27 protein-coding genes are annotated in these 22,949 nt (G+C 71.9%); 11 read left to right on the top strand and 16 right to left on the bottom strand.

The features are described 5' to 3' along the window. Positions 1-62: 62 nt before the first annotated feature. Complete coding sequence (locus tag ABZ924_RS17400) at positions 63-371, top strand: ATP-binding protein (protein ID WP_361909816.1); 309 nt, start codon at positions 63-65, stop codon at positions 369-371. Here ABZ924_RS17400 and ABZ924_RS17395 read toward each other — a convergent pair. Together ABZ924_RS17395 and ABZ924_RS17390 are read right to left on the bottom strand one after the other, a co-directional pair. Then, positions 288-827, bottom strand: coding sequence for a DUF1772 domain-containing protein (locus ABZ924_RS17395; protein ID WP_361909813.1), 540 nt, complete (start codon positions 825-827; stop codon positions 288-290). The two genes, ABZ924_RS17400 and ABZ924_RS17395, sit on opposite strands and share 84 nt — an antisense overlap. A 5-nt stretch (positions 828-832) precedes the next feature. Continuing rightward, positions 833-1,453, bottom strand: coding sequence for a maleylpyruvate isomerase family mycothiol-dependent enzyme (locus tag ABZ924_RS17390; RefSeq protein ID WP_361909810.1), 621 nt, complete (start codon positions 1,451-1,453; stop codon positions 833-835). Between the two features lie 71 nt (positions 1,454-1,524). Between ABZ924_RS17390 and ABZ924_RS17385 the strand changes: the two genes are divergently transcribed. Both ABZ924_RS17385 and ABZ924_RS17380 read left to right on the top strand, forming a co-directional pair. Next, positions 1,525-2,490, top strand: coding sequence for a LysR family transcriptional regulator (locus ABZ924_RS17385; RefSeq protein ID WP_361909807.1), 966 nt, complete (start codon positions 1,525-1,527; stop codon positions 2,488-2,490). 184 nt (positions 2,491-2,674) lie between these two features. Next, a complete protein-coding gene (locus tag ABZ924_RS17380; protein ID WP_361909804.1) occupies positions 2,675-3,553 on the top strand; it encodes a GNAT family N-acetyltransferase in 879 nt (292 codons plus the stop codon). 87 nt (positions 3,554-3,640) lie between these two features. Here ABZ924_RS17380 and ABZ924_RS17375 read toward each other — a convergent pair whose 3' ends face one another. Then, entirely contained in the window at positions 3,641-4,252 is a 612-nt protein-coding gene (locus ABZ924_RS17375) for a GNAT family N-acetyltransferase (protein ID WP_361909801.1), read from the bottom strand. A gap of 243 nt (positions 4,253-4,495) precedes the next feature. Here ABZ924_RS17375 and ABZ924_RS17370 point away from each other — a divergent pair, with 243 nt between their 5' ends. Next, entirely contained in the window at positions 4,496-4,996 is a 501-nt protein-coding gene (locus ABZ924_RS17370; protein WP_361909798.1) for a DUF1877 family protein, read from the top strand. Between the two features lie 30 nt (positions 4,997-5,026). Here the strand turns inward: ABZ924_RS17370 and ABZ924_RS17365 are convergent, their stop codons facing one another. Then, positions 5,027-5,203, bottom strand: a complete 177-nt coding sequence (locus tag ABZ924_RS17365) for a hypothetical protein (protein WP_361909795.1) — start codon at positions 5,201-5,203, stop codon at positions 5,027-5,029. Between the two features lie 184 nt (positions 5,204-5,387). Here ABZ924_RS17365 and ABZ924_RS17360 point away from each other — a divergent pair, with 184 nt between their 5' ends. Beyond that, the gene (locus tag ABZ924_RS17360; protein ID WP_361909792.1) at positions 5,388-5,735 is read left to right on the top strand and encodes a DoxX family protein; all 348 of its coding nucleotides are present in this window, start codon (positions 5,388-5,390) and stop codon (positions 5,733-5,735) included. Between the two features lie 729 nt (positions 5,736-6,464). Continuing rightward, positions 6,465-7,097: an HAD-IA family hydrolase gene (locus ABZ924_RS17355; RefSeq protein WP_361909789.1), complete on the top strand. Its 633-nt coding sequence runs from the start codon at positions 6,465-6,467 to the stop codon at positions 7,095-7,097. 51 nt (positions 7,098-7,148) lie between these two features. On the opposite strand, the gene ABZ924_RS17350 is transcribed toward ABZ924_RS17355, so the two are convergent. Next, positions 7,149-7,754 carry a DUF1326 domain-containing protein gene (locus ABZ924_RS17350; RefSeq protein WP_361909787.1) on the bottom strand — a complete coding sequence of 202 codons (606 nt, stop codon included), beginning with the start codon at positions 7,752-7,754 and terminating at the stop codon, positions 7,149-7,151. A gap of 713 nt (positions 7,755-8,467) precedes the next feature. On the opposite strand from ABZ924_RS17350, the gene ABZ924_RS17345 reads away from it, so the two are divergent. Further along, positions 8,468-8,740 carry a DUF1876 domain-containing protein gene (locus ABZ924_RS17345; RefSeq protein WP_361909784.1) on the top strand — a complete coding sequence of 91 codons (273 nt, stop codon included), beginning with the start codon at positions 8,468-8,470 and terminating at the stop codon, positions 8,738-8,740. A gap of 49 nt (positions 8,741-8,789) precedes the next feature. Here the strand turns inward: ABZ924_RS17345 and ABZ924_RS17340 are convergent, their stop codons facing one another. From ABZ924_RS17340 to argS, 5 genes are all read right to left on the bottom strand, one after another. Continuing rightward, the gene (locus tag ABZ924_RS17340; protein WP_361909781.1) at positions 8,790-9,293 is read right to left on the bottom strand and encodes a hypothetical protein; all 504 of its coding nucleotides are present in this window, start codon (positions 9,291-9,293) and stop codon (positions 8,790-8,792) included. Next, positions 9,290-9,814, bottom strand: coding sequence for a sigma-70 family RNA polymerase sigma factor (locus ABZ924_RS17335; RefSeq protein ID WP_361909778.1), 525 nt, complete (start codon positions 9,812-9,814; stop codon positions 9,290-9,292). Before ABZ924_RS17335 ends, ABZ924_RS17340 begins: the two co-directional genes overlap by 4 nt. Beyond that, on the bottom strand, positions 9,811-10,590 hold the full coding sequence (locus ABZ924_RS17330; RefSeq protein ID WP_361909775.1) for a DUF3995 domain-containing protein: 780 nt from the start codon (positions 10,588-10,590) through the stop codon (positions 9,811-9,813). The genes ABZ924_RS17335 and ABZ924_RS17330 overlap by 4 nt, the downstream gene beginning before the upstream one ends. Continuing rightward, positions 10,577-10,789 (bottom strand): hypothetical protein, encoded by a 213-nt coding sequence (locus tag ABZ924_RS17325; RefSeq protein WP_361909772.1) that lies wholly within the window; start codon positions 10,787-10,789, stop codon positions 10,577-10,579. Before ABZ924_RS17325 ends, ABZ924_RS17330 begins: the two co-directional genes overlap by 14 nt. Before the next feature lie 114 nt (positions 10,790-10,903). Then, complete coding sequence (gene argS, locus ABZ924_RS17320) at positions 10,904-12,682, bottom strand: arginine--tRNA ligase (protein WP_361909770.1); 1,779 nt, start codon at positions 12,680-12,682, stop codon at positions 10,904-10,906. 216 nt (positions 12,683-12,898) lie between these two features. Here argS and lysS point away from each other — a divergent pair, with 216 nt between their 5' ends. Next, entirely contained in the window at positions 12,899-14,635 is a 1,737-nt protein-coding gene (gene lysS / locus ABZ924_RS17315) for a lysine--tRNA ligase (RefSeq protein ID WP_361909767.1), read from the top strand. Between the two features lie 120 nt (positions 14,636-14,755). On the opposite strand, the gene ABZ924_RS17310 is transcribed toward lysS, so the two are convergent. From ABZ924_RS17310 to ABZ924_RS17300, 3 genes are all read right to left on the bottom strand, one after another. After that, the gene (locus tag ABZ924_RS17310) at positions 14,756-16,219 is read right to left on the bottom strand and encodes a DUF2637 domain-containing protein (protein ID WP_361909765.1); all 1,464 of its coding nucleotides are present in this window, start codon (positions 16,217-16,219) and stop codon (positions 14,756-14,758) included. 104 nt (positions 16,220-16,323) lie between these two features. Beyond that, positions 16,324-17,100, bottom strand: coding sequence for a DUF3558 domain-containing protein (locus tag ABZ924_RS17305; protein WP_361909762.1), 777 nt, complete (start codon positions 17,098-17,100; stop codon positions 16,324-16,326). A 149-nt stretch (positions 17,101-17,249) separates the two neighbouring features. Then, positions 17,250-18,131 carry a DUF3558 domain-containing protein gene (locus tag ABZ924_RS17300; RefSeq protein WP_361909760.1) on the bottom strand — a complete coding sequence of 294 codons (882 nt, stop codon included), beginning with the start codon at positions 18,129-18,131 and terminating at the stop codon, positions 17,250-17,252. A gap of 191 nt (positions 18,132-18,322) precedes the next feature. Here ABZ924_RS17300 and ABZ924_RS17295 point away from each other — a divergent pair, with 191 nt between their 5' ends. Then, positions 18,323-19,516: an RtcB family protein gene (locus ABZ924_RS17295; RefSeq protein WP_361909757.1), complete on the top strand. Its 1,194-nt coding sequence runs from the start codon at positions 18,323-18,325 to the stop codon at positions 19,514-19,516. 73 nt (positions 19,517-19,589) lie between these two features. Here the strand turns inward: ABZ924_RS17295 and ABZ924_RS17290 are convergent, their stop codons facing one another. Continuing rightward, the gene (locus ABZ924_RS17290; RefSeq protein ID WP_361909754.1) at positions 19,590-20,198 is read right to left on the bottom strand and encodes a Uma2 family endonuclease; all 609 of its coding nucleotides are present in this window, start codon (positions 20,196-20,198) and stop codon (positions 19,590-19,592) included. Positions 20,199-20,482: 284 nt separating this feature from the next. Here ABZ924_RS17290 and ABZ924_RS17285 point away from each other — a divergent pair, with 284 nt between their 5' ends. After that, the gene (locus ABZ924_RS17285) at positions 20,483-21,049 is read left to right on the top strand and encodes a polysaccharide deacetylase family protein (RefSeq protein WP_361909751.1); all 567 of its coding nucleotides are present in this window, start codon (positions 20,483-20,485) and stop codon (positions 21,047-21,049) included. Positions 21,050-21,071: 22 nt separating this feature from the next. Here ABZ924_RS17285 and ABZ924_RS17280 read toward each other — a convergent pair whose 3' ends face one another. Both ABZ924_RS17280 and ABZ924_RS17275 read right to left on the bottom strand, forming a co-directional pair. Beyond that, the gene (locus ABZ924_RS17280) at positions 21,072-21,833 is read right to left on the bottom strand and encodes an SDR family NAD(P)-dependent oxidoreductase (protein ID WP_361909748.1); all 762 of its coding nucleotides are present in this window, start codon (positions 21,831-21,833) and stop codon (positions 21,072-21,074) included. Between the two features lie 92 nt (positions 21,834-21,925). After that, complete coding sequence (locus tag ABZ924_RS17275; RefSeq protein WP_361909745.1) at positions 21,926-22,261, bottom strand: YnfA family protein; 336 nt, start codon at positions 22,259-22,261, stop codon at positions 21,926-21,928. A 96-nt stretch (positions 22,262-22,357) separates the two neighbouring features. Here ABZ924_RS17275 and ABZ924_RS17270 point away from each other — a divergent pair, with 96 nt between their 5' ends. After that, the gene (locus ABZ924_RS17270; RefSeq protein ID WP_361909742.1) at positions 22,358-22,936 is read left to right on the top strand and encodes a hypothetical protein; all 579 of its coding nucleotides are present in this window, start codon (positions 22,358-22,360) and stop codon (positions 22,934-22,936) included. Positions 22,937-22,949: the final 13 nt, after the last annotated feature.

Here is a 22,949-nt window from a genome sequence, read left to right as displayed (position 1 = left end):
TGCGGGAGCGTTTGTATGCCCGAAGTCACCAAACGGTGGCGGCAGCCAGGGAGTTCACCGCAGTGACACTGCACGCGTGGGGTGTCACATCACGCCTCGACGACATGTCGCTCTGCGTGAGCGAGCTGGCCACCAACGCCCTGCTCCACGGCGTGCCGCCCGGCCGCGGGTACCTGCTGCGGCTGCTCCGCTTCGACGGGGCGGTCCGGATCGAGGTGCACGACAGCGGGGGCGGCCGGCCGCGCATCGAGAACCGCGACGCGGACGCGCCCGGCGGCCGGGGCCTGCTACTGGTGGCGGCGGTGGCCGACCGCTGGGGCGTCGGGCTGCGCGTACCGGGAAAGGTGGTGTGGTGCGAGTTCGCCGGATGACCGCCGGAGGGCCAGGGTGATGAGCAGCCCGAAGGCGAGGGCGGCGGTGGCGGTGCGGGCGTCGTTGAAGAGCTCCCAGCGGCGCAGGACCTCCGCGTATCCGGGCGGCGGCGAGGTGGCGGCCCACTGCTTGATGCGGCCGTTGATCGGGACGTTCCCGAACCGCGTGATCAGGAACGAGGCCACCGTCAGCAGCCCGGCCGCCCCGGCCAGGCGGCGGGCCCGGCCGCGTACCGAGGCGGCCAGGGCGAGGGAGCTGAGGGCCGAGGCCGCCATGGTGGCCTGCATGGTGATGCCGTTCATCTTCATCAGCTCGGCGTGGAAGTCGAGCCGCATCTCGATCGGCACCGCGTTGAAGGTCGGAACCAGGTTGGCGGCGCCGTAGCCGAAGGCGCCGGCCAGCAGGCCGGTGGAGAAGAGGGCGAGGCCCAGCAGGGGTCGGGGGCGGGAGCGCACGGCCGTCACCGCCCTGTGAAGCGGCCGGCCGCGTCGCCGCCGAGGCGGCCGGGCGGCAGACGGCGGCCGAAGGCGAGCAGGAGGAGGTCCTGGGCGGCTCCGTACACGGGCGCCGCCCCGGCCCCGTACGACCAGTCCATGTCCTCGGCGCACAGCCGTACGCCGGTGAGGTCGACGCCGAAGAACCTCAGGCCGCGGGGCCGGATCGCGTCGAGCAGGATGCGCAGCCGGTCGGTCGGGACGCGCCGGTCGAGCCCGAGGGCGGTGGTGACGTCCAGGCCGTGGACCACGTCGTGGCCGAGGGCGGCCGGGAGTCCGCCGACCGGCGGAGTCCAGGGGTGGTGGGCGTTGTCGCGGAGGAAGGCGCCGAGCTCGGCGGTGGAGTGGGCGGCGGCGTCGCGGCGGGCGACGCGGTCGGTCATGCGGTGGAGGCTGCCGCGGGCCTTGAGCAGTTCGCCCAGGGTGGCGGGGAGGGAGAGCCGGAATCCCATCGACATGTGGGCGACGACCTCGCGGACGGTCCAGCCCGCGCACAGGCTGGGGGCGTTCCAGTCGTCGGCCGGGAGGGCGTCGAAGAGGTCGGCCAGCTCGCGGCGTTCGGCGGCTATGGCGGCCTTGATCTGCATGTGATCAAGCCTGCGGGCCGCTGATCCATATGGCCAATAGATGGTTCTGCTGCCACCTAGCATCGGCGGTTATGGAACTCCGGCAGCTGCGCTATTTCGTCACCGTCGTCGAGGAGGGCGGCTTCACGCGGGCCGCCGAGCGGCTGCACCTGGCGCAGCCGGGTCTGAGCGCGCAGATACGGCAGTTGGAGAAGGAGTTGGGGCAGCCGCTGCTCGACCGTTCGCACCGGTCGGTGACGCTGACCGAGACCGGCCGGGCGGTGCTGCCGTACGCGCGGGCGGCGCTGGCCGCCGCGGACGCGGTGCGGGAGACGGCGGACGCGTACACGGGGCTGCTGCGCGGGCGGGTCTCGCTGGGGCTGGTCTCGGGGGCCATGGGCCACGCGTTCGACATCGCTTCCTTCCTGGCCGACTTCCACGAGGCGCATCCGGCGCTGGAGATCGCCCTCACCGAGGACGCGTCGGAGCGGATGCAGGACGCGCTGCTGGCCGGGGAGCTCGACATCGCGCTCCTCGGGCCGACCGAGGAGGCGGCGCCGGCCGGGCTGAGCTTCGAGACGGTGATCGACGTCCCGCTGGCGGCCGTCGCGGCGGCGGGGGACCCGCTCTTCGACCGGGTCGGCGGTGCGGAGCGTACGGGGGTGCCGCTGGCGGAGCTGCGCGACCGGGCGCTGATCTGCCTGCCGCGGGGGACCGGGGTGCGGGCGGCGTTGGAGCGGGCGTGCGGGCGGGCGGGATTCCGGCCGAGGGTCGCCTTCGAGGCGGCCGCGCCGCAGGTGCTGGCGCAGCTGGCGGCGCGGGGGCTGGGGGTGGCGGTGCTGCCGGCGGGAGAGGGCGGGGGTGGGAGCGCTGGGGCCGGCTCGGCTTTCGACGGGCCCCTGCGGGCCCTGACCATCGTCCAGCCCGGCATCCGCGCCCGGATCGCCCTCGCCTGGCGCTCCACGGGCCCCGCGAGCCCGGCGGCGCGGGTCCTGCTGGACAGCCTGCGCGGGAGGCTGCGGGCGGCATTGGAAGTGGCCGAGGGGCCGGCGCTGTGAACGCACACGCGCACCGCCTTTCGTCAACTCGTTGCACAGGAGCCAATCGGCCAGCTAAGTTCACTCGGCCGTCTGCAGTGGTGCACCGGCGCTGTCGACGAGGAGGTGTGGAGCACATGCGCAGGGGTGCCCAGGAGTTGAGCTCGCGTACCGACCTTTGCCACCTCCTCACGACGGAGACACCTTGTCCCTTCGCATCACCCCACTGACCGACCCCGCTCACGGGCCGCACGGCCGGCGTCTCGCCTGGTTGGCGTCGGACGCGGATTCCATCCCTGCCGGGACGGCCTTTCTGCGCCTGCTTGACGGCGGACAAGAGCACTTGGCCGAGCTCGACATCCGTGTTCAACCCGCGGAGCGCCGCAAGGGAGTCGGCTCCCGGCTCCTCAACACCGCCGTGGCCACCGCCCGGGACAACGCCCGACGCTGCGTTGTCGCGCAGGCAGAGGCCGGATCGCCCGGCGACCGCTTCCTGGCCGCGCGCGGTTTCCGGAAGGTCCTCACCTTCAGGTACACCCGCCTGGCGATGGCCGACGTGGACACCACCGTCCTCGCCGGAATCGTCGAGCGTCCGCACCCCGGCTACCGGCTGACGTCATGGCAGGGAACCGTCCCCGACGACCTCGCCCGGACGTTCGCCGTCTCACGCCGCGCCATGGACGACACGCCCATGGACGACGCCGAGTGCGGCACCGTGACCTGGGACGTGGACCGCCTGCGGGCCGCGGCGAAGGCCGTCGAACAGCGCGGCGACCACCTGCACACCGTCGTCGCCATCGACGCCTCCAACGGCTCGATCGCCGGGTTCACCGAACTGGTGATCCCCGGCAACGGCGCAGGTGACGGCCAGCACTACGGCACCGGTGTGCTGCCCGAGCACCGTGGACACGGCCTCGGCCGATGGATGAAGGCCGAGTCGATCCGACAGGCCCACAGGGACTATCCGGACCTCGGGGGCCTCCTGACCGACACTGCCGACAGCAACACGCACATGAGACAGATCAACGACGGTCTCGGCTACACACCCACGCACACGACACACCAGCATCAGCTCGACCTTTAGCAGAGAGCGGACGGGCCGGACCGGGCATCACCCCGCCCGGCCTGTCCGTGCCGAGCCCGGACGGGCACCGGGTCTGGTCCGGGCGGCTCAGGCTGCGTCGGCCGGGCGGTGCGGCTCGCGCCACATGCCCCACAGGACCGGGCCGCCGCCCGGGAGCTGCACCTCCTCGCGCACGGCGAAGCCGAAGTGCTCGTAGAAGGGCAGGTTCTCCGGCTTGGAGGACTCCAGGTAGGCGGGGAGGCCCGCCGCATCGGCCTTCGCCAGGCCCGAGCGCAGCAGGGCCGCGCCGTGGCCCTGGCCCTGGGCGGCCGGGTCGGCGCCGATCAGCGCCAGGTACCAGTGCGGCTCCTGGGGCGTGTGCTGGGCGGCCTCCCCGACGGCGTCCCGGAACAGCGGGGCGCGGTCGCCGAGGATGTCCATCAGCTCCTGGATGGTCTCCGCGTCGGGCACGGCCTTGGCCTGCGCCTCCGGCGGCACCCAGAACGCGGCCGAGGCCGCGGTGCGCTCGCAGACGCCGTGCAGGCCGTACTGGCGGGTGAAGAGGGTGCTGAAGTAGCGGGTGAGCGTCGCCTCGCGCGAGGCGGCGTCGGGGAAGAACCAGCGCATCATCGGGTCGTCGTCGAAGGCGCGGGCCAGGGTGCCGCTGATGAGCGGTGCGTCGTCGAGCGTTGCCGTTTTTGGGGTATTTGCTATCGACATACGGTCATTCTGCATGTCGGGGTGCGGGGGTGAGGGGTGGGGGTCGGGTTGGGTGGTCGGGTTGGGTGGTCGGGTTGGGTGGTCGGGTGGGGGCGGGGCCACGGTGCGGGCTGGGTGCGGGAGTTGGAGGTCGGGGTTGGGGTTGGGGGGAGGAGAAACGGGGCGTTCAGCTGTCGGTGCCGTCACGTAGGTTCTGTCCGTTCGGCCCGACAGGCGGGCCGCCGAGCGGGGAGATTCGTCGCGGTGAGCATCCACCTCCACCTTCGCGCCGTCGCGGAGTCCGAGATCCGGGACGACCACACCTGGCTCACGGCGTTCATGGCCGAGGCTTGGGACAAGATCCCGGCCGAGTACGCAGCGGGTATCGCCGACTCGATCGACAAGGTCTGGGACTCCGTCAACGACCTCTACGCCGCCGCGGCCGACGTGCTCGATGCAGACGCCGACAAACCCTGGGAACTGCCGATTTACGGCGGCCGCCCGGTCGCGCACAGCGCTGACGCCGACCCCTCCGACCCGCCCCTGATGATCCTGGAGCCGCCTGGTGTCTCACAGGCGGCCGACTTCCTTGCGGCTGTCTCCTTCGACGACCTGTGGAACGTCGCCGGCGCCAAGTTCACCCGCCGCGGCTGGGACGAGGCGCAGGCCAGGCAGGAGCTCCTCGACCATCACCGGAGCCTGCGAGGGCTCTACGGGCGGGCGGCTTCGGCAGGTCACGCCGTGGTCAAAGCGGTGTGGGCCTGAGGCGTGCGGTCAGGCACGGTCACGTGCCGACTAGCGCAGGGGCCAGATGCGGGCGGTGTCGGGCTGGGGGTCGCCGGCGCGCCAGCAGCGCAGGCAGGCCCGGGCGGCCAGGCTGATCAGGCGGGCCAGCGCGAGGAGCAGGGTCGGGCGGCGCACTCCAGGCCGGTGCCGGTCTCGCCGCGTCGCCGACGCTGTCGCTCTGCCCATGGGGTGCACGGTAGGCGGGGGGCGCGGAGGGCTCACGGGGCGGCGGAGGACTTCGTCAGCTCGGTGACAGAGCTCGGTGACAGTCCGCCGAAAAAACTTTTCGGCGGACTGTCACACAGGCGCGGTGCGGTGGGTCAACCCAGTGAACGAGCACAACGGACCCGCCAGATGAGGAGCACATCCCATGACCACCACCGCCACCGTCGTCACCGTCGTCGCCGCTGTCATGGCCGGCTTCTCGGGGGCTTCGATCTTCGCCAAGGCCAAGTTCGTCGTCGAGCCGCTCGCCGAGTACGGGGTCCCCCGGAAGATCTGGAACCTGCTCGGCCTGGCCAAGGCCGCCGGCGCCGTCGGCCTGCTGGTCGGCCTGGCCGTGCCGATCATCGGCCTGCTCGCCGCGATCGGGCTCATCGCGTACTTCGCCGGAGCCGTCATCACCGTCGTACGGGCCCGCGCGTACGCCCACACGCCCTTCCCGCTCGTGTACATGGCCCCGGTGGTCGCCGCCCTGGCCCTCGGCTTCCCGGGCTGAAGGGCGGGGGAGCGGGGGCGCAGGGTCAGCCCTGCTGGGCGGTGCCTTCGGCGAACCGGGTCACGGTGGACCGGCGTCGGAGGGTGTCCGGGGGCGTCCCGGCCGCCCATTGTCCTTTCGGTGCGGGCCGGCGCGTCAAGGGCGCTCCTTCGTCGCGTCGCTTCGCGATGGCCTTCGGCCACCCTTGACCCGCCGTCCCACCCCGAAATGCCAAAGAGCTGCCGGGAAGCCCCCGAAGGATGGCCAGGGGTCAAGTCCAGCCCCTTCCCTCGTCAGAGACCTCACTCCCCGTTCCAATGGGCGGAAGCGGCCCCCGAGGAGGTGCCATGCCCACCCCGCATCGGGCATGCGGGAAGCCGAGCCCCAAGGCCCGAAAGAGGGGTTCTCTCCGCAGCCGAGGGGCCCCAACCTGCACCGGACATCAGCGAAATTGCCGCCAGGAGCGGTGAGCGCCCCACATCGCTACGCGCTCCTCTCTTCTCGGCGTCCGACCGCCGTCCGTGGCTGGTGGCGCACCAGATCGCTACACAGTCCCGCACGTCTCAGCGTCCGACGGCCGTCTGGGGCTGGTGGCGCACCAGATCGCTACGTAGTCCGGCACGTCTCAGCGTCGGACGGCCGTCTGTGGCGAGACAGTCGCCGTGGGCCGTCCTCCACGGTCTACTACCTGCAGTGGTGCCGAGGTTGGGGCCCGGCTGGCCGATGTAACCGACGTGCTAGACATGGGCGGTGACGGTCTTCCGGGTATCGAGCCGGCCCTTCGACGCGGTGCTGTGCGACCTCGACAACGTGATCCGCTTCTACGACACGGCTCCACTGGCCGAGCTGGAACGCGCCGCGGGACTGGTCGAGGGCGCCACGGCGAGGGTCGCCTTCGCGCCCGAAGTCGACCTGCCGCTCCTGCGGGGCCAGATCTCCAAAGAGGAATGGGTGGGCGTCATTGCGTCGGCGCTCGCTGGGCGGGTCTCGCCGACCTGCGCGTATGAGCTCGGCCGGGCACTGGCCGATGCCCCGTTCTGGGCCGACGAGGCTGTCGTGGCCCTGCTCCGCAGGGTGCGCAGACACATGCCGCTGGTCCTGGTGACCAACGCGACCCTCGAGCTGGAGCGGGACCTCGAGTCGATGGGCCTGGCGGACCTGGCCGACCACGTCGTCAGCAGCGCCCGCGTGGGCGTGGCCAAACCCGACCGGGTGATCTACGAGATCGCCGCCGAGCGGGCGGGCGTCCCCGCTGCCCGGTGCCTGTTCATCGACGATCGTCTGGAGAACGTCGAGGCCGCCATCGCCCTGGGAATGTCCGGCCTCCATTACCACCAGCCCGCTGACCTCCAGAAGTCCCTGTCCTTCCTCATCGACGACTGACCAGCCTCCGCGCCTATAGGCCCGTCAGACGGCGCCGAGTGGTGGCGACATTCAGGCCGCCCAGGAGAACGGCGCCGAAAAGGCGTTCTTCCCTTCGTTTTCGAATGCGAGACCAAAGGCGTTCACCCGGGACCTGGTCGCGACCCCGGCCGCGAGGGTGTCCGCAGGGAAGCCCACCCCGCTCACTCTGACGCCCTTTCCGGTCGGGTCCAGATGGGAGACGAAGTCCTCGACCTCCATGTCGATCGCTTCGCCGATCCTCACCTGGTGGCGTCGGCCGTCATCGACGTATTCGATCCGGGCGGTCTCCAGCCCGAGCATCTCGCCGACCATCGGGGCGAGCGCCTCCATCGGGCCGCCTCGCTGACCGGAGAAGACCGCACCGAGCGCCTCGGCCTGCTCCGGCGAGGCCGTGTCGTCCATGAACATGCCCATGCGCCAGTTGCCCTCGCTCATGAGCGGCGGGGTGTCGGCCACCACGGCGACCGTCAGGCCGCTCACGTCGACGTCATCGACCTGACCGGAAGCGATGTGGAAGGCCAGGACCACCTGACAGCGCTCGTAGTCCGCAGGAGCCGAGAAGCCGGAGGTTGCGCAGGGGCACACCATGTTGCAACTGCAGTTCTCGAAATACGTCCCCTCGATTCGCCATGCCATCGGAAGCTCCTTCCTGAGGCATACCACTCGGCTACATTTTCCGCTCCCGACCATTGCCCGGCAATGCACTCCATCAGCCCCAGACGGCCGTCGGACGCTGAGACGTGCGGAACTGTGTAGCGATCCGGTGCGCTACCAGCCACGGACGGCGGTCGGACGCTGAGAAAAGAGGAGCGCGTAGCGATTTGGGGCGCTCCCCGCTCCTGGCAGCCGTTTCGGTGATGTCCGGTGCAGGTTGGAGCCCCTCGGCTCCGGAAAGGGGCTGTTTCGGGTCCCGGGGGCTCGGCTTCCCGCGTGCCCGGCATCCGACGAAGGTGGTGATGCTGGGAGGAAAGATTCTGCACATCGGGACCCCGACTGCCCGCTCTGACGAGGGTGGAGGCTGGACATGACCCCCTGGCCATCCTTCGGGGGCTTCCCGGCAGCTCTTTGGCATTTCGGGGCGGGACGGCGGGTCAAGGGTGGCCGAAGGCCATCGCGAAGCGACGCGACCGCAGGGAGCGCCCTTGACGCGCCGGCCCGCACCGAAAGGACAATGGGCGGCCGGGACGCCCCCGGACACTCCCCGACCCCGGTCGACCGTGACCCCGCCCCTCGGCCCCCGACCAGCAGTAGCGCCCCCGACCAGCAGTAGCGCCCCCGCCCCGCTCGCGCTCCCCCCGCCCCGGGCGCACCCTGGAACCAGGGTGACGGACCCCTGGAGGTGATGCAGCATGTCCACACTGGTCGGGTGGCATGTGGAGCTCGAGTTCACCGAGGACGGCCACCGCACCACTGCGGCGGCCATGGTCAGGCTCGGTGACGGCTCCGAGATGAGAGCGCGCGGCTACGCCATGCGCCACCCCTCCGATCCCGAGCAGCTGAGGGTCGGAGAAGAGATCGCCGGCGCGCGTGCGCTGATGGATCTCGCGTCCCAGATGTTGCAGAAGGCCCACGGCGAGATCGACGAGGCGACCGGCCGGCACTCCTACCCGCTGACCGGCTGACGCGAAGCGACCCAGAGAGGGCGGACACCGTGAGGGGCCTCCGGGCCCCTCACGAGCGCCCGCACTCGGCCGCCGCCACCCGCTCCCGCAGCCGTTCCATCGCGGACGCCAGTTCGCGCGCCGTGCCCACCGGGACGATGGCTGCGCGGCCCGGGACGCGGACGCCGCCGGTCAGGGCCACGCGGGTGCCGCCGTCCGGGGTCGGGGACGCCGCCATGCCGATGATCAGGAAGCGGCTCTGCAGCCAGCACCACCCCGGCCGGACCACCCCGCGCAGGCGGGCGCGGAAGCCGTACTTGCTGCGGGCCAGGGCCTCCACCCGGTCGCCGGCCACCCGCAGAACGCGCAGGCTGCGCATGTCCGGCTGGAACCGCCCGAACTCGCCCTCCAGGTCGGACATCACCGCCCAGACGGCCTCCACCGGAGCCGGAACGACCTGTTCGACCACCCGGGCCCCACGGACCCCCGCAGCCATGATCCGAATCCGCGCCACCGGGTCCAGGCCCGGGTCCACCGGGTTCGCGCGGCTCGCCGCGCCAGCCGTGTACGTCATGAGAACCACGCCTTCCGGAAGCTCGTACGGGCCCGGTGCAGCCGGGACTTGGCGGTGCCGGCCGGGACGCCGAGGAGGGCTGCCGCGGACTCCTCGTCCAGGCCCTCGATGTCCCGCAGCACCAGGACGGCCCGCTGCCCGGGCGTGAGCCGGGCCAGGACGTCGTCGATGTCGGCGGCGAGATGGGGGTCGCCGGACCCCGGCCCGGGCAGGTCGGCCAGCTCGGCCGGGCGGGCGCGGGCGGCGCGCCGGGCGGTGCGCACCGCCTCCCGTACGGCGATCGCGCGCACCCACCCGTACAGGGTCTCCGGGTCGCGCAGGCCCCGCAGCGACGTGAACACCGCGAGCAGCGCCTCCTGCGTCGCGTCCGGGCCGTCCGCGAGGGCGATCGGCGTGCAGATGCGGGCGATGTACGGGCCGAGGTGGTCGAGCAGGTCGTGCAGCGCGAGGGTGTTCCCGGCGCGGGCGGCGCGGGCGAGGGCGACTCCGCGGTCGCGGTCGGCCGGGGTCAGGGCGCTCACCGCGCTCTCGCGAGGCGGGCGGCGGCCCAGCCGAAGCCGAGGCAGGCGGGGGTGTAGAGGAGCAGGTTCAGGGTGTGGAAGGGGCCGGGCGGGCTGTCGAGGAGCCGGGCCGCCCACCCCAGGCCGGCGAGGCCCCGTACGGCCAGGCCCGCAGCGACCGCGCCGGTCACCAGGCGGGTGAGCCGGCCGCCGCGGCCGTACCCGTGCGCGAGGACGGCGGCGGCCCCCGTCAGGGTGAGCGCGGCGAGGGGGAGGACGACGGGCGGGGCGAAGGACACGTCCATGCCGAGGACGGCCAGCGACAGGGCCCGCTCGTCGGCGGCGGGCCAGGTCGCGCCGGTCGCCCAGTAGAGGTGCACGAGCCCGTCCGCGGCCAGCAGCCCGGCCAGTGCGGCGGCGGCGCGGCGGCGGGCGGTGGTGCCCAGGGGTGCGGTGGAGCGGAAGCGGAACGCGGCCGGCCGGGCCGTCGGTATGGCCGTCATGGGAGCCCCCTCGTGTCGTGTGCGACGTACGGACAACACCCCGAAGAGGACCCGACCCGCCAAAACGTTCGGTGTGTCCCGCGTCACACCGCTGCGGGCGCGGTCAGCGCAGCGCGCCTCGGCGGTGGAGGGGAGCGGCGAGGCCTTGGTCGCCGTGAGGTCCTCGTCCATCTGCCGCAAGACGGCGGCAGTGACGTACGCGGACAGGCTGAGGCCCACCGCGTCGGCCTGGGCTTTCAGGCGCACTCGCAGCGCGGGGTCCAGGGCGACGCCGGCTCGATCACCGGGAGACATGACACCGAACGTAGTCGGAGGGGCGGAGCAGCGCTGGTCCTGGGCTGCGCAGTTCGTGGTGGATGCGGGATGCCTCGGCGAGGAGCTTGCGGGCCGTGTCGGCGTCCGCGGTTTCGGCGGCCCGTGCTTCGAGATCGGCGACGTGCCGGTGGAGCTCGGGGTACCGGGCGAGGGCGTACTCGCCCCACCAGCGGGCCATGAATGCCGGAACGGGGCCGATGTCGTAGGCGTCGGCGATCTGCCGCCGCCAGGCGGCGTGCGACGGCCCCCGGGGCGGGTGCGCCGGGGGCCGTCGGGTGGAGCCGGTGGAGCGTCAGAGGCGCTCGGGGGTGCGGATGCCGAGCAGGGACATGCCCTTGGTCAGGGTGCGGGCGGTCAGGTCGCACAGGAACAGGCGGTTCTCGACCTGGTCCGGGGTCTCGGCCTTCAGGACCGGGCACTCCGAGTAGAACGTCGTGTACAGCGAAGCCAGCTGGTACAGGTACGCGGCCAGCTTGTGCGGCGCGTACTCCGCGGCCGCCTCGGCGAGCAGCTCGCCGAAGCCGTCCAGGTGCAGGCCGAGCGCCCGCTCGGCCTGCGCGAGCGGCAGCTCCGGGTGGGCAGCGGGCTTCGCGTCCCCGGCCTTGCGCAGGATGGACTGGATACGGGCGTACGCGTACTGGAGGTACACGGACGTGTCGCCGGTCAGCGAGACCATCTGGTCCAGGTCGAACTTGTAGTCGCGCGAGGCCGACGTGGACAGGTCCGCGTACTTCACCGCACCGATGCCGACCTGGACGGCCCGCTCGGCGATCTCGGCCTCCGTCAGGTCCTGCGCCTTCTCCCGGACCACGGCCGCGGCGCGGTCGATCGCCTCGTCCAGCAGGTCCACCAGCCGCACCGTCTCGCCCTCGCGGGTCTTGAACGGCTTGCCGTCCTTGCCGAGGACCGTGCCGAAGGCCAGCTGTACGGCCTTGGTGTCCTCGTTCAGCCAGCCGGCGCGGCGGGCCGTCTCGAAGACCATCTTGAAGTGCAGCGACTGCCGGGCGTCGACCACGTAGATCAGCGTGTCGGCCTTCAGGTTGCCGACGCGGTCGCGGATCGCCGACAGGTCGGTCGCGGCGTAGCCGAAGCCGCCGTCGGACTTCTGGACGATCAGCGGGGTCGGGTTGCCGTCCGGGCCCTTGTACTCGTCGAAGAACACGCACAGCGCGCCGTTGGAGCGGACGGCCACGCCCGACTCCTCCAGCAGCCGGCACGTCTCGACCAGCATGTCGTTGTAGCCGGACTCGCCGACCACGTCCTGGTCCTGGATGTCCATGTCCAGCTTGTTGAAGACCGAGTAGAAGTAGATCTTCGACTCGTCCACGAACCGCTGCCACAGCGCCAGCGTCTCCTCGTCGCCGGCCTGGAGGTCCACGACCCGGGCCCGCGCCCGCGTCTTGAACTCCTCGTCGGCGTCGAACAGCGCCCGCGAGGCCTTGTACAGGCGGTTGAGGTTGGACATCGCCTCCTCGCCCGAGGCCTGCACGTCCGCCGCGGCATCCGCGCCGGCCTTGTGGTCCAGCTCGTGCGGGTGCTCGATCAGGTACTGGATGAGCATGCCGAACTGGGTGCCCCAGTCGCCGATGTGGTGGCGGCGCACGACCGTCTCACCGGTGAACTCCAGGATCTCGACCATCGCCGCTCCGATGACCGCCGACCGCAGGTGGCCGACGTGCATCTCCTTCGCCACGTTCGGCTGCGCGTAGTCGATCACCGTCGTACCGGCCGTCGGCGAGACCGGGACGCCGAGGCGGTCGTCGCCGGCCCGCGCCGCCAGGGTCTCGATGATCGCCCGGTCGGAGACGGTGATGTTGAGGAAGCCGGGGCCGGAGACCTCGATCTCCTCGATCACCCCGCCCTTGTCCAGGCCGCCGACGACAGTCGTGGCCAGCTCGCGCGGGTTGGCCTTGGCCTTCTTCGCGAGCGCCAGGATGCCGTTGGCCTGGAAGTCGGCCCGGTCGCTTCGTCGCAGCAGCGGGTCGGCGGCACCGGCCTCCGGCAGGGCCGAGGCGAGGGCGTCCGCGACGCGCTGATGGACCGAAGAAGCGAGGGAAGGGACCGAGGCCATGAGCTGCCGTTCCTGTGAGGTCGTGCCCCGGGCCCGCGTCGCGCCGCGTCACCCAGGTGCACTTGGTTGTTCCGACAAGTGCCGAGTATCCCACGCGGGCGCGTCTCATTTCCCGGGATAACTCCCCAGATCGCAGGGGTCCGCGGGCAACCCCGGAGCGCCCGCTTCCGTCTGGGAGAATGGCTGAAGGCAGCATTCGAGATAGAAGGACGTGTCGTGGCTCAGAGCGCCCAGAGCAGCACCGAGACCGACTGGGTCTCCCGTTTCGCGGACGAGGTCATCGCCGAGGCGGAGCGCCGAGCCCCGGGCAAAGCCGTCGTCGTCGCGTCCGGACTCTCCCCCTCCGGCCCCATCCACCTGGGCAACCTCCGCGAGGTCATGACCCCGCACCTGGTCGCCGACGAGATCCGCCGCCGCGGCTTCGAGGTCCGGCACGTGATCTCGTGGGACGACTACGACCGCTACCGTAAGGTCCCCAAGGGCATCCCGGGCGTCACCGAGGAGTCCCACGCCCAGCACATCGGCCGCCCGCTGACCGCCGTGCCCGCCCCCGAGGGCTCCGAGTACCCGAACTGGGCCGAGCACTTCAAGGCCGCCATGGTCGAGGCACTGGCCGAGCTGGGTGTCGAGTACGACCCCATCAGCCAGACCGAGCAGTACCTCGCCGGCGCCTACCGCGAGCAGATCCTGCACGCGATGAAGCACCGCGCCGACATCGACGCCGTCCTCGCCCAGTACCGCACCAAGCCGAAGGCCGCGAAGAAGCAGGGCCAGAAGCCGGTCGACGAGGCCGAGCTGGAGGCCGCCGAGGGCTCCGGCGCGGCGAGCGAGGACGACGGCAGCGCCGAGGGCTCGGAGTACTTCCCGTACAAGCCGTACTGCGGGGAGTGCAACAAGGACTTCACCAAGGTCACCTCGTACGACGCCGAGACGACCGAGATGACCTACGTCTGCACCGAGGACGAGTTCACCGAGACCGTCAAGCTGTCGGAGTTCAACCGCGGCAAGCTGGTCTGGAAGGTCGACTGGCCGATGCGCTGGGCCTACGAGGGCGTGATCTTCGAGCCCTCCGGCGTCGACCACTCCTCGCCGGGCTCCTCCTTCCAGGTCGGCGGGCAGATCGTGCACCTCTTCGGCGCCGAGCAGCCGATCGGCCCCATGTACGCCTTCGTCGGCATCAGCGGCATGGCCAAGATGTCCTCCAGCAAGGGCGGCGTCCCCACCCCGGGCGACGCGCTGAAGATCATGGAGCCGCAGCTCCTGCGCTGGCTGTACGCCCGCCGCAAGCCCAACCAGAGCTTCAAGATCGCCTTCGACCAGGAGATCCAGCGGCTCTACGACGAGTGGGACAAGCTGGAGGCCAAGGTCGCCGACGGCTCCGTGCTCCCCGCCGACGCCGCCGCGCACTCCCGCGCCGTCCGCGTCGCCTCGCACGAGCTGCCGCGCACCCCGCGCCCCCTGCCGTACCGCACCCTCGCCTCGGTCGTCGACATCACCGCCGGCCACGACGAGCAGACCCTGCGCATCCTGACCGACCTGGACCCGACCCAGCCGCTCACCTCCCTCGACGAGGTGCGCCCGCGCCTGGACCGCGCCGAGAACTGGATCACCACCCAGGTCCCGGCCGACCAGCGCACCCTGGTCCGCGAGGAGCCCGACACCGAGCTGCTCGCCTCCCTGGACGACGAGGGCCGCCGCTCCCTGGAGCTGCTCCTGGAGGGCCTGGACTCGCACTGGTCGCTGGACGGGCTCACCACCCTCGTGTACGGCGTGCCGAAGGTGATGGCCGGCCTGGAGCCCGACGCCAAGCCGACGCCCGAGCTGAAGGTCGCCCAGCGCTCCTTCTTCGCGCTGCTGTACCGCCTCCTCGTCACCCGGGAGACCGGCCCGCGCCTGCCCACGCTGCTGCTGGCGGTCGGGGCGGACCGGGTGCGCAAGCTGCTGGCCGCCTGAACTGCCGCAGCCTGAGCGGCTCCGGCCATGTGAAAGGGCCCGCACCCCTGGGGTGCGGGCCCTTCCGCATGCTGTGCGTGCCGCGTGCCGCGTGCCGTGCACTTCGGGTCGCGTGCCGCGTTAGGCGATGTGCTCGTTCTCCAGGTCGCGCTGGTAGCGCTGCTTCAGGTCCGGCATCAGCCGCCGCAGCGTCGACGCGCTGCGCGGGTGCACGATCCCGAGGCGGTCGGAGAGGTGTATGTCCAGCTGCTCCGGGTTCGGGAAGCCGCCGTACTCGTCGATGTACGCCCGGAAGACCTCGTACGCGGCCTCCGCGAACTTCACCTCGTCCACGGCCTCCGGCTCCGCCGGGCCCTCGGCCGCGTCCTCGGCCCCCTGCGCCTCCAGGATCTGGGACGGACGGGGCACCTGCGCCTGAGCCGGTACCACCGCCGCCGCCTCCTCCGGCAGCTCCGGGCCCGACGGCGGCATCACCGGGGTCGGCTCCAGACCCTCGACGTACTGCGGGTTGTAGCCGCCCTCGTACGCGGCCTGCGGGGCCAGCGGCGCGGCGAACCAGGCACTGTTGTGCGCCGCCGGCATGGCGGTCGGGTCCACAGCGAACGCCGGCGCGGGGTGCTGGCCCGGCCCCGGGAGCGGCATGCCGGGCACCCCGCCCGCCGCAGCCAGCGCCTGCGCACGGCCGAGCGCCTGCGCCTGGGCGGCGGCCTGCTCCGGGGTGAGACCCAGCGCCTTGGCCTGCTCCGGGGTCAGGGCCGCCACCTGCGCCTGCGCCTGGGCCAGCGCCTGGGCCTGGGCCTGGGCCTGCGCCTGGACCAGCGCCTGAGGAGCCGAAGCCGAAGCCGAGACCGCGGCCGGGGCCGCCGTCCCCGCTTCACCCGGCGGCAGCAGTGCCGGCTCGATGCCCGCCGCCGCCAGCCCCTCCGGGGCCGTCTGTGACAGCGGGACGCCGATCCGGGCCAGCCGCAGCGGCATCAGCGCCTCCACCGGGGCCTTGCGCCGCCACGCCCGCCCGTACCGGGCCTGGAGCCGCGCCTGGTAGATCAGCCGGTCCTGCTCCATGCCGACGGCCTGCTCGTACGAGCGCAGCTCCCACAGCTTCATCCGGCGCCACAGCTTGAACGTGGGTACCGGCGACAGCAGCCAGCGCGTGATCCGCACGCCCTCCATGTGCCGGTCCGCGGTGATGTCCGCGATCCGGCCCACCGCGTGCCGCGCCGCCTCCACCGCGACCACGAACAGGACCGGGATCACGGCGTGCATGCCGACGCCCAGCGGGTCCGGCCAGGCGGCCGCGCCGTTGAACGCGATCGTCGCCGCGGTCAGCAGCCACGCCGTCTGCCGCAGCAGCGGGAACGGGATCCGGATCCACGTCAGCAGCAGGTCCAGTGCCAGCAGCACACAGATGCCGGCGTCGATGCCGATCGGGAACACCAGCGAGAAGGTGCCGAAGCCCTTCTTCTCGGCCAGCGCGCGCACGGCGGCGTACGAGCCCGCGAAGCCGATGCCCGCGATGACGACGGCACCCGCGACCACGACGCCGATGAGTATCCGGTGCGTACGAGTCAGCTGCATCGCGGCCACCCGCGATCCCCTCCCCTTGTCGAGCTACGGCAGGCACAGCGTACGGGTGACTGTACGGGTGACTGAATGTCAGCCTCCAGTAAGCCCCTCGGTTGCGCCGCGTCCTACTGCTGGGAGGGGGAGGCCGACGCCTCGGGCTGCTTCTGCTGCTGGTTGGCGGCGTCGACCGAGCCGACGACCTCCTTCGCCGCGGAGATCGCGGCCTCGAGCAGCTTGGCCTGGTCAGGAGCGCCCGCGCCCTCGTAGGCGGCCCCGTTGTAGTCGAGCGTGACGACCACGTTCTGGGTGCGCGCGACGACCGTCGTGTTGAAGAAGTCCACGTCCTTCTTCACGCTGTAGACGATCGAGGTGCCCGCGTCGCCGATGCCGCCGGCCGCCTCGGGCTTCACGTTCTGTGCACCCTCGGTGGCCTTCGCCTGCTCGATCTGCTTGTTGTACTGGTCCTCGGCGCGCTTGTTCGCGCTGCCGAGCGAGGCGTGCGAGTCGTAGCGGACCAGCGAGACCGACAGCCAGCGGTACTGCGAGCCCTTCAGGCCGTCCTCGTCCAGGCCGTTCCAGGAGCAGCTGGCCCGGCTGTTCAGGTCGTTCGACTTCGTCGCCGTGCCGTTCTTCTCCTTGGCCTCCGGGACGATCGTCTCGATGGTCTTGGCCTGGAGCGACTTGCACGGGTCGGGGAGCGTCGCGTAGGCCGCCTTCTCCAGCGGCGCCGCCGACTTCCCGTTCGGCTTGGCGGACGCCGACGCGCCGGCCTTCTTGCTGCCGTCGGAGCCCGAGCCCTTGCCCTTGTCCGAGTCGGACGAGCATCCGGCGGCGGCGAATATCACCGGTACGACGGCGGCGCAGGCGAGCACACGGGTGAGGCGCGAGGCTGATCGGTGCATGGTTCCTTCAGTCAGTACGTTGTGGGGCGCGTTCAGTGGACGGACGCGGTGCGGACGCTGTTCGGTTGCGGGACCCGTGCAACGGTAGCCCGACCCGGCGCGCGCCTGCTGTGCGCGCCGTCACGGCGGGGCCCGTGCGGGCCCCGCCGTCAGTCGTTGAACCGCTCGACGAGAGCCTGCGCCAACTGCCGCACCTTCTCCTGGGTTTCGGTGGCGGGCGGGACGGTGCCGGGCAGCGAGGGCTGCACGCTGTACTCGACGGTGACGATGACGTTCGACGTGCGGAACACCACCCTGACCGTCCGCGCCTGCGCGGCGCTGGCGCCGGCCGGGCTCAGCTTGTCCTCGAGGTACGCCTCGCTGCCGAGCCCCTCGAGGACGCGCGAGCCCAGCTCGGGCGTGGGCGCGGGGCTGCCGGTGCCGGCGGCGGGCGGGGCGGCCGGCGGGGTGGCGGCTCCGGTGGCGGGCGGGGTCGCGGCCGGGGCGCCGCCCGCAGGCGGGGTCGCCGCCGGGGTGCCGCCGCCCGGGGCGGGGGTCGGGGTCGGGCTCGCGGTGGGGCCGGGGAACGGCAGGTGCGCATCGGTCAGCCGGCGGACGTAGACCTGGCGGGCCTTGTCGTCGTCGCTCATGGCCGCCCGGTCGTACGACACCACCCGCTCGAAGCCGACCGACAGCAGCCGCGTCTCCTCGGGGGTCTGCGCGGTCCAGCGGCAGCCCACGTGCCGGTCGGCGTCGTACGAGGTGTCCGCCGCGCCCGCGTACAGCTGCGTGCGCTGCTCGTCGGTGAGGCCGGCCGCGGCCGGGAGCATGGCCTTCAGGCGCTTGGCCTCGGTGGCCTTGCAGGGCGCGGGCAGGCTGCGGTACTTCCCGGCCGGGGCGGGCGCGGGGGAGCTGTCGCCGGCCTTGGAGTCGGTCTTGCTCCCGCCGTCGTTCCCGCTGGTGCACCCGGTCAGGCCGGCCACGCCGGCCACGAGCGCGGTGAGCATCGCGATGCCCGGCAGGGCTCGCCGTACCGCCGCCTTGCGCTGCACGTCCACTGGCTCCCTTCGACCTGCCGGGGTCCGGCGGTCAGGAAAATGCGTTGCCGCGCTTTGGACGCGGCTGGACACAATGTCTATCGCACACGTTGGTGCCGGCGCCGGTTCCCTGTCTGGTTTGGGACTGTGAGCGAGGGTTTTTGCCTATTCTGAGTTTTCTGTGGGTTTCGGGGGATTAAGACCGTATGTCGTACGTAGAGGTACCGGGGGCGCAGGTCCCGATCCGGATGTGGGCCGATCCGGCGTCGGTGGAGGAGCAGGCGATGCAGCAGCTCCGCAACACCGCGACCCTCCCGTGGATCAAGGGCCTGGCCGTGATGCCGGACGTCCACTACGGCAAGGGCGCCACCGTCGGCTCGGTGATCGCGATGAAGGACGCGATCTGCCCGGCGGCGGTCGGCGTCGACATCGGCTGCGGCATGTCGGCGGTGAAGACCTCCCTCACCGCCAACGACCTCCCCGGCGACCTGTCGAAGCTCCGCTCCCGCATCGAGCAGGCGATTCCGGTGGGCATGGGGATGCACCGGGAGGCGGTGGATCCGGGGCGGCTGTACGGGTTCGGGCCGACGGGGTACGGGGACCTGTGGCAGCGGTTCGACTACCTCGCGGATGCGGTCAAATTTCGACACGAACGTGCCACGAAGCAGCTCGGAACGCTCGGATCCGGCAACCACTTCATCGAATTCTGTCTCGACGAGTCGGGTTCGGTCTGGTTGATGCTGCACTCGGGATCCCGGGGCATCGGCAACGAGCTCGCCTCGCACCACATCGGCGTGGCCCGGGGGCTCTCCCACAACCAGGGCCTGGTCGACCGGGACCTCGCAGTCTTCCTCGCGGCGACGCCCGAGATGGAGGCGTACCGCAACGACCTCTTCTGGGCGCAGGAGTACGCCAAGTACAACCGCGCGGTGATGATGAGCCTGTTCAAGGAGGTCGTCCGGCGGGAGTTCCGCAAGGCGAAGGTCTCCTTCGCGCAGGAGATCAACTGCCACCACAACTACGTGGCCGAGGAGCGCTACGAGGGCATGGACCTGCTGGTCACCCGCAAGGGCGCGATCCGCGCCGGCAGCGGGGAGTACGGGATCATCCCGGGCTCGATGGGCACGGGTTCGTACATCGTGAAGGGCCTCGGGAACGAGAAGTCCTTCAACTCCGCCTCGCACGGAGCGGGCCGGAAGATGAGCCGCACGGCGGCGAAGAAGCGGTTCTCGGCGCGGGACCTGGCGGAGCAGACCAGGGGCGTGGAGTGCCGCAAGGACTCGGGCGTGGTCGACGAGATCCCGGGTGCGTACAAGTCCATCGAGCAGGTCATCGACCAGCAGACCGACCTGGTCCAGGTCGTGGCCAAGCTCAAGCAGGTCATCTGCGTGAAGGGCTGAGGCCCGGCGCGCGGATTTCGGGGGAGTGGAGGAGCTCCGGACCGGATTCGGTCCGGAGCTCCTCCGCGTGGTGTCAGTTCTCCTCGCCGTCCAGGAGGAGGTCCACCGGCAGCTCCACGGCGACTCCGAGGTGCTCGGGAACGGGGACGGACGTGCCGCGCTTGTACGTCCTGCGCAGGCTGTACGTGCCGTTGCGGGGGGCGCAGCAGTAGATGACCTCGTCGTGATGGCGGTCGGCGATGATGTACACGGGCACGCCGGCCTGGGCGTAGGCGTCGACCTTGATGTGGACGTCGTCCGCCCAGTTCGACGAGGTGACCTCCACGATCACCTGGAAGACGTCGGGCGAGTAGCAGTTCATCCGGCCCTTGTAGTCGCGGAAGTCCGCGTTGACGAGTGCGAAATCCGGGATGGCGAAGTCCGAGGGACCGGTCGGCAGCCAGATGCCGATGCCCTGGAGGTAGCGCAGTCCGGCCTTCCTGGCCCCGGCCTCGTAGAACCTCTCGGTGAGCCAGCTCAACGTGAGGGCGTGCGACCCGTCGGCGGGTGGTGTCACAGTGAGCCTTCCCTGGAGGATCTCCACTCGGTGCCCGGGAAGCTCCTTGGAGAGACGATCGGCGGCCTCCGCGATCGTCGTCTCGTGCTGTGTCACGGCCATGGCTTCCTCCTTTTCGCGGCTCATGGTTCTGGAGCGTAGCCCCGCCCGTGGGCAAACTGCTCGACATCACCCGTACGGGCGCAACCCGCGCGCCACCGACTGGCCTCGCGTCACAACTTCCCCCGGGGAAGCCCAAGTTGGGTCGCGGGTCTCGGGCCGGGGGATTGACGGCAGGGGATGGTCTAGACCAAGGTGGCGGCATGGGGAGAACTCGTGTGTCGCTTGCCGCCATTGCGTCGTTGTCGCTCGCTCTCGGGGCCGCCGGGTCCGCTCAGGCCGGGGTGGGTTTGCCCGTCGTCGTGTCGCACGTGCCGACGCAGGAGAAGGTCGTCTTCATCACCGTCGACGACGGGTGGGTGCACGACCCGGGCGCCGCGCAGACCCTCGTCGAGCGGCGGATCCCCGTGTCGCTGTTCCTGCTGCCCGGCGCGACCTCGTACGACACCGGGTACTTCACCCGGCTCGTCGACGAGGGGCGGGCCACCGTCGAGAACCACACGGTCAACCACCCGGACCTCACCACCCTCGACGCCGCCGGGAAGGACGCCGAGGTCTGCGGGGCGGGGGAGCAGCTCGCGGCCGCGTTCGGGCGGGAGCCGAAGCTGCTGCGGCCGCCGTACGGGGCGGTCGACGACGACGTGCGGCTGGCGGCGAAGGCGTGCGGGGTGAAGGCGCTGGTCACGTGGACGTACGACTTCACCACCTGGGAGCGGACCCCGCCGACGCCGCAGCTGAAGTCCGGTGACATCGTGCTGCTGCACTTCACGCCGACGCTGGGCGCGGACCTGCAGCGGGCCCTGGACGCGGCGAGGGCCGCGGGCCTGAAGCCCGCGGCCCTCATGCCGCACCTGAAGGCGGCCGGGATCGTCGCCTAGCCGCGGCAGCGGCGGTGGCGGTTCACAGCTCGCGGTGGACCTTGGTGTTGGAGGCCTGGGCGCGGGGGCGGACCACGAGGAGGTCGATGTTGACGTGGCTGGGCCGAGTGACGGCCCAGGTGATGGTGTCGGCCACGTCGTCGGCGGTCAGGGGTTCGGCGACGCCCGCGTACACCTTGGCGGCCTTGTCGGTGTCGCCGCGGAAGCGGGTGGTGGCGAACTCCTCGGTCTTGACCATGCCGGGGGCGATCTCGATGACGCGGACGGGCTGGCCGACGATCTCCAGGCGGAGGGTCTCGGCCAGGACGCGGGCGCCGTTCTTGGCGGCGACGTAGCCGGCGCCGCCCTCGTACGTGGCGTGTCCGGCGGTGGAGGAGAGGACGACGACGGTGCCGTCGCCGGAGGCGGTCAGGGCGGGCAGCAGGGCCTGGGTGACGTTGAGGGTGCCGATGACGTTGACCTCGTACATCGTGCGCCAGTCGGCGGGGTCGCCGGTGGCGACCGGCTCGGCGCCGATCGCGCCGCCCGCGTTGTTGACCAGGACGTCGCAGCGGTCGAGGGAGGCCGCGAGGGCGTCGACGGCGGCCCGGTCGGTGACGTCGAGGGCGTGTGCGGCGGCGGAGTGCCCGGCGGCGGTGAGCTCGGCGGCGAGGGCCTCGATGCGGTCCTTGCGGCGGGCGGTGAGGACGACGTGGTAGCCGGCCTCCGCGAGCTGCCGGGCGGTGGCGGCGCCGATGCCGCTGCTCGCGCCGGTGACGACTGCGGTCCGGGTGGCCGTGCTCATGGTGGGGGCTCCTCGTGCGGTCGTGCGCGCTGCGTGGGTGTGCGTGCGTGCGTGTGTTCGTACGGGCGGGTACCGGCCAGCATAGGCGGGGGTCAGCCGCCGCGCGGCGCGTACATGATCACGGCCATTCCGGCGAGGCAGACGAGGGCGCCGGCGATGTCCCAGCGGTCGGGGCGGTAGCCGTCGGCGACGACGCCCCAGAGCAGGGAGCCGGCGACGAAGACACCGCCGTAGGCGGCCAGGACGCGGGCGAAGTCGCCCTGCGGCTGGAGCGTGGCCACGAAGCCGTACAGGCCGAGGGCGATCACGCCGGCGCCGATCCAGGCCCAGCCGCGGTGTTCGCGCAGGCCCTGCCAGACGAGCCAGGCGCCGCCGATCTCCAGGACGGCGGCGAGGGCGAACAGGGCGGCGGAGCGGGCGATCAGCATGGCGCGAAGCGTACGCAGGGGCCGGTTGGGGGAGGGCGCGCCCTCGTTCGTGTGATGGTCCGACCGGTCGGGGGCCGGTGCGGTTAGCGTCCGCGCGTGAAGGAGGAGGTGGTGGCGGTGCGCCGTTGCGCCGTACGGAGTGTGGTGGTGGCGGGCCTGCTGGTGCTGGGGGGCGCCGCCGGGGTCCAGGGCCGGCCGGCCCTTGCGCAGGAGCCGCCCGCGCAGGGATACGAGCAAGAGGTCGGGCAGGAGGCCGCGCAGGAGCCCGCGCCGGAGGCCGCGCCCGGTCCCGACGAGGCCGATGTGGGCTACCACGGGCGGGTGTCCCTGGAGCGGGGGCAGCTGCGCGTGTGGCTGGTGCCGCAGAACGACGGGCCGGCCGCGCTGCCCGATGCGACGCTGCGGGTGCGGCTGTCGGCCGAGCTGGCGGACCGGCAGGAGCTCTCCGCGGGCTGTGTGCGGGCGGGCTCCCGCGAGGTGGTGTGCGAGACCGGGCCGCTGCCGATGCACGGGTACGGCCGGCACATCGGGCTGCTGCTGGCGCTGAAGGAGCCGGTCCCGGAGGTGGTGGTCCGGATCGACACCTGGTGGAACGGCGGGGCGTCCGACCGGAACCTGTCCAACAACCAGCACGCGGTGCTGGCGCTGGACACCGGGGACAGCTACGCCTTCTGACGCTCGGACAGGG

Source organism: Streptomyces sp. NPDC046876, from assembly GCF_040645035.1.
Taxonomy (GTDB): domain Bacteria; phylum Actinomycetota; class Actinomycetes; order Streptomycetales; family Streptomycetaceae; genus Streptomyces.
Note: the sequence above shows the minus strand (reverse complement) of the source record. Positions and strands in the feature narration are given on the sequence as shown.

Coding starts and splice junctions, on each gene's coding strand:
- ABZ924_RS17390 (WP_361909810.1), bottom strand. CDS start 1,453: ATGCAGATCAAGGCCGCCATAGCCGCCGAACGCCGCGAGCTGGCCGAC.
- ABZ924_RS17385 (WP_361909807.1), top strand. CDS start 1,525: ATGGAACTCCGGCAGCTGCGCTATTTCGTCACCGTCGTCGAGGAGGGC.
- ABZ924_RS17375 (WP_361909801.1), bottom strand. CDS start 4,252: ATGTCGATAGCAAATACCCCAAAAACGGCAACGCTCGACGACGCACCG.
- ABZ924_RS17365 (WP_361909795.1), bottom strand. CDS start 5,203: ATGGGCAGAGCGACAGCGTCGGCGACGCGGCGAGACCGGCACCGGCCT.
- ABZ924_RS17360 (WP_361909792.1), top strand. CDS start 5,388: ATGACCACCACCGCCACCGTCGTCACCGTCGTCGCCGCTGTCATGGCC.
- ABZ924_RS17350 (WP_361909787.1), bottom strand. CDS start 7,754: ATGGCATGGCGAATCGAGGGGACGTATTTCGAGAACTGCAGTTGCAAC.
- ABZ924_RS17345 (WP_361909784.1), top strand. CDS start 8,468: ATGTCCACACTGGTCGGGTGGCATGTGGAGCTCGAGTTCACCGAGGAC.
- ABZ924_RS17340 (WP_361909781.1), bottom strand. CDS start 9,293: ATGACGTACACGGCTGGCGCGGCGAGCCGCGCGAACCCGGTGGACCCG.
- ABZ924_RS17330 (WP_361909775.1), bottom strand. CDS start 10,590: ATGTCTCCCGGTGATCGAGCCGGCGTCGCCCTGGACCCCGCGCTGCGA.
- ABZ924_RS17325 (WP_361909772.1), bottom strand. CDS start 10,789: ATGGCCCGCTGGTGGGGCGAGTACGCCCTCGCCCGGTACCCCGAGCTC.
- argS (WP_361909770.1), bottom strand. CDS start 12,682: ATGGCCTCGGTCCCTTCCCTCGCTTCTTCGGTCCATCAGCGCGTCGCG.
- ABZ924_RS17305 (WP_361909762.1), bottom strand. CDS start 17,100: ATGCACCGATCAGCCTCGCGCCTCACCCGTGTGCTCGCCTGCGCCGCC.
- ABZ924_RS17295 (WP_361909757.1), top strand. CDS start 18,323: ATGTCGTACGTAGAGGTACCGGGGGCGCAGGTCCCGATCCGGATGTGG.
- ABZ924_RS17290 (WP_361909754.1), bottom strand. CDS start 20,198: ATGAGCCGCGAAAAGGAGGAAGCCATGGCCGTGACACAGCACGAGACG.
- ABZ924_RS17280 (WP_361909748.1), bottom strand. CDS start 21,833: ATGAGCACGGCCACCCGGACCGCAGTCGTCACCGGCGCGAGCAGCGGC.
- ABZ924_RS17275 (WP_361909745.1), bottom strand. CDS start 22,261: ATGCTGATCGCCCGCTCCGCCGCCCTGTTCGCCCTCGCCGCCGTCCTG.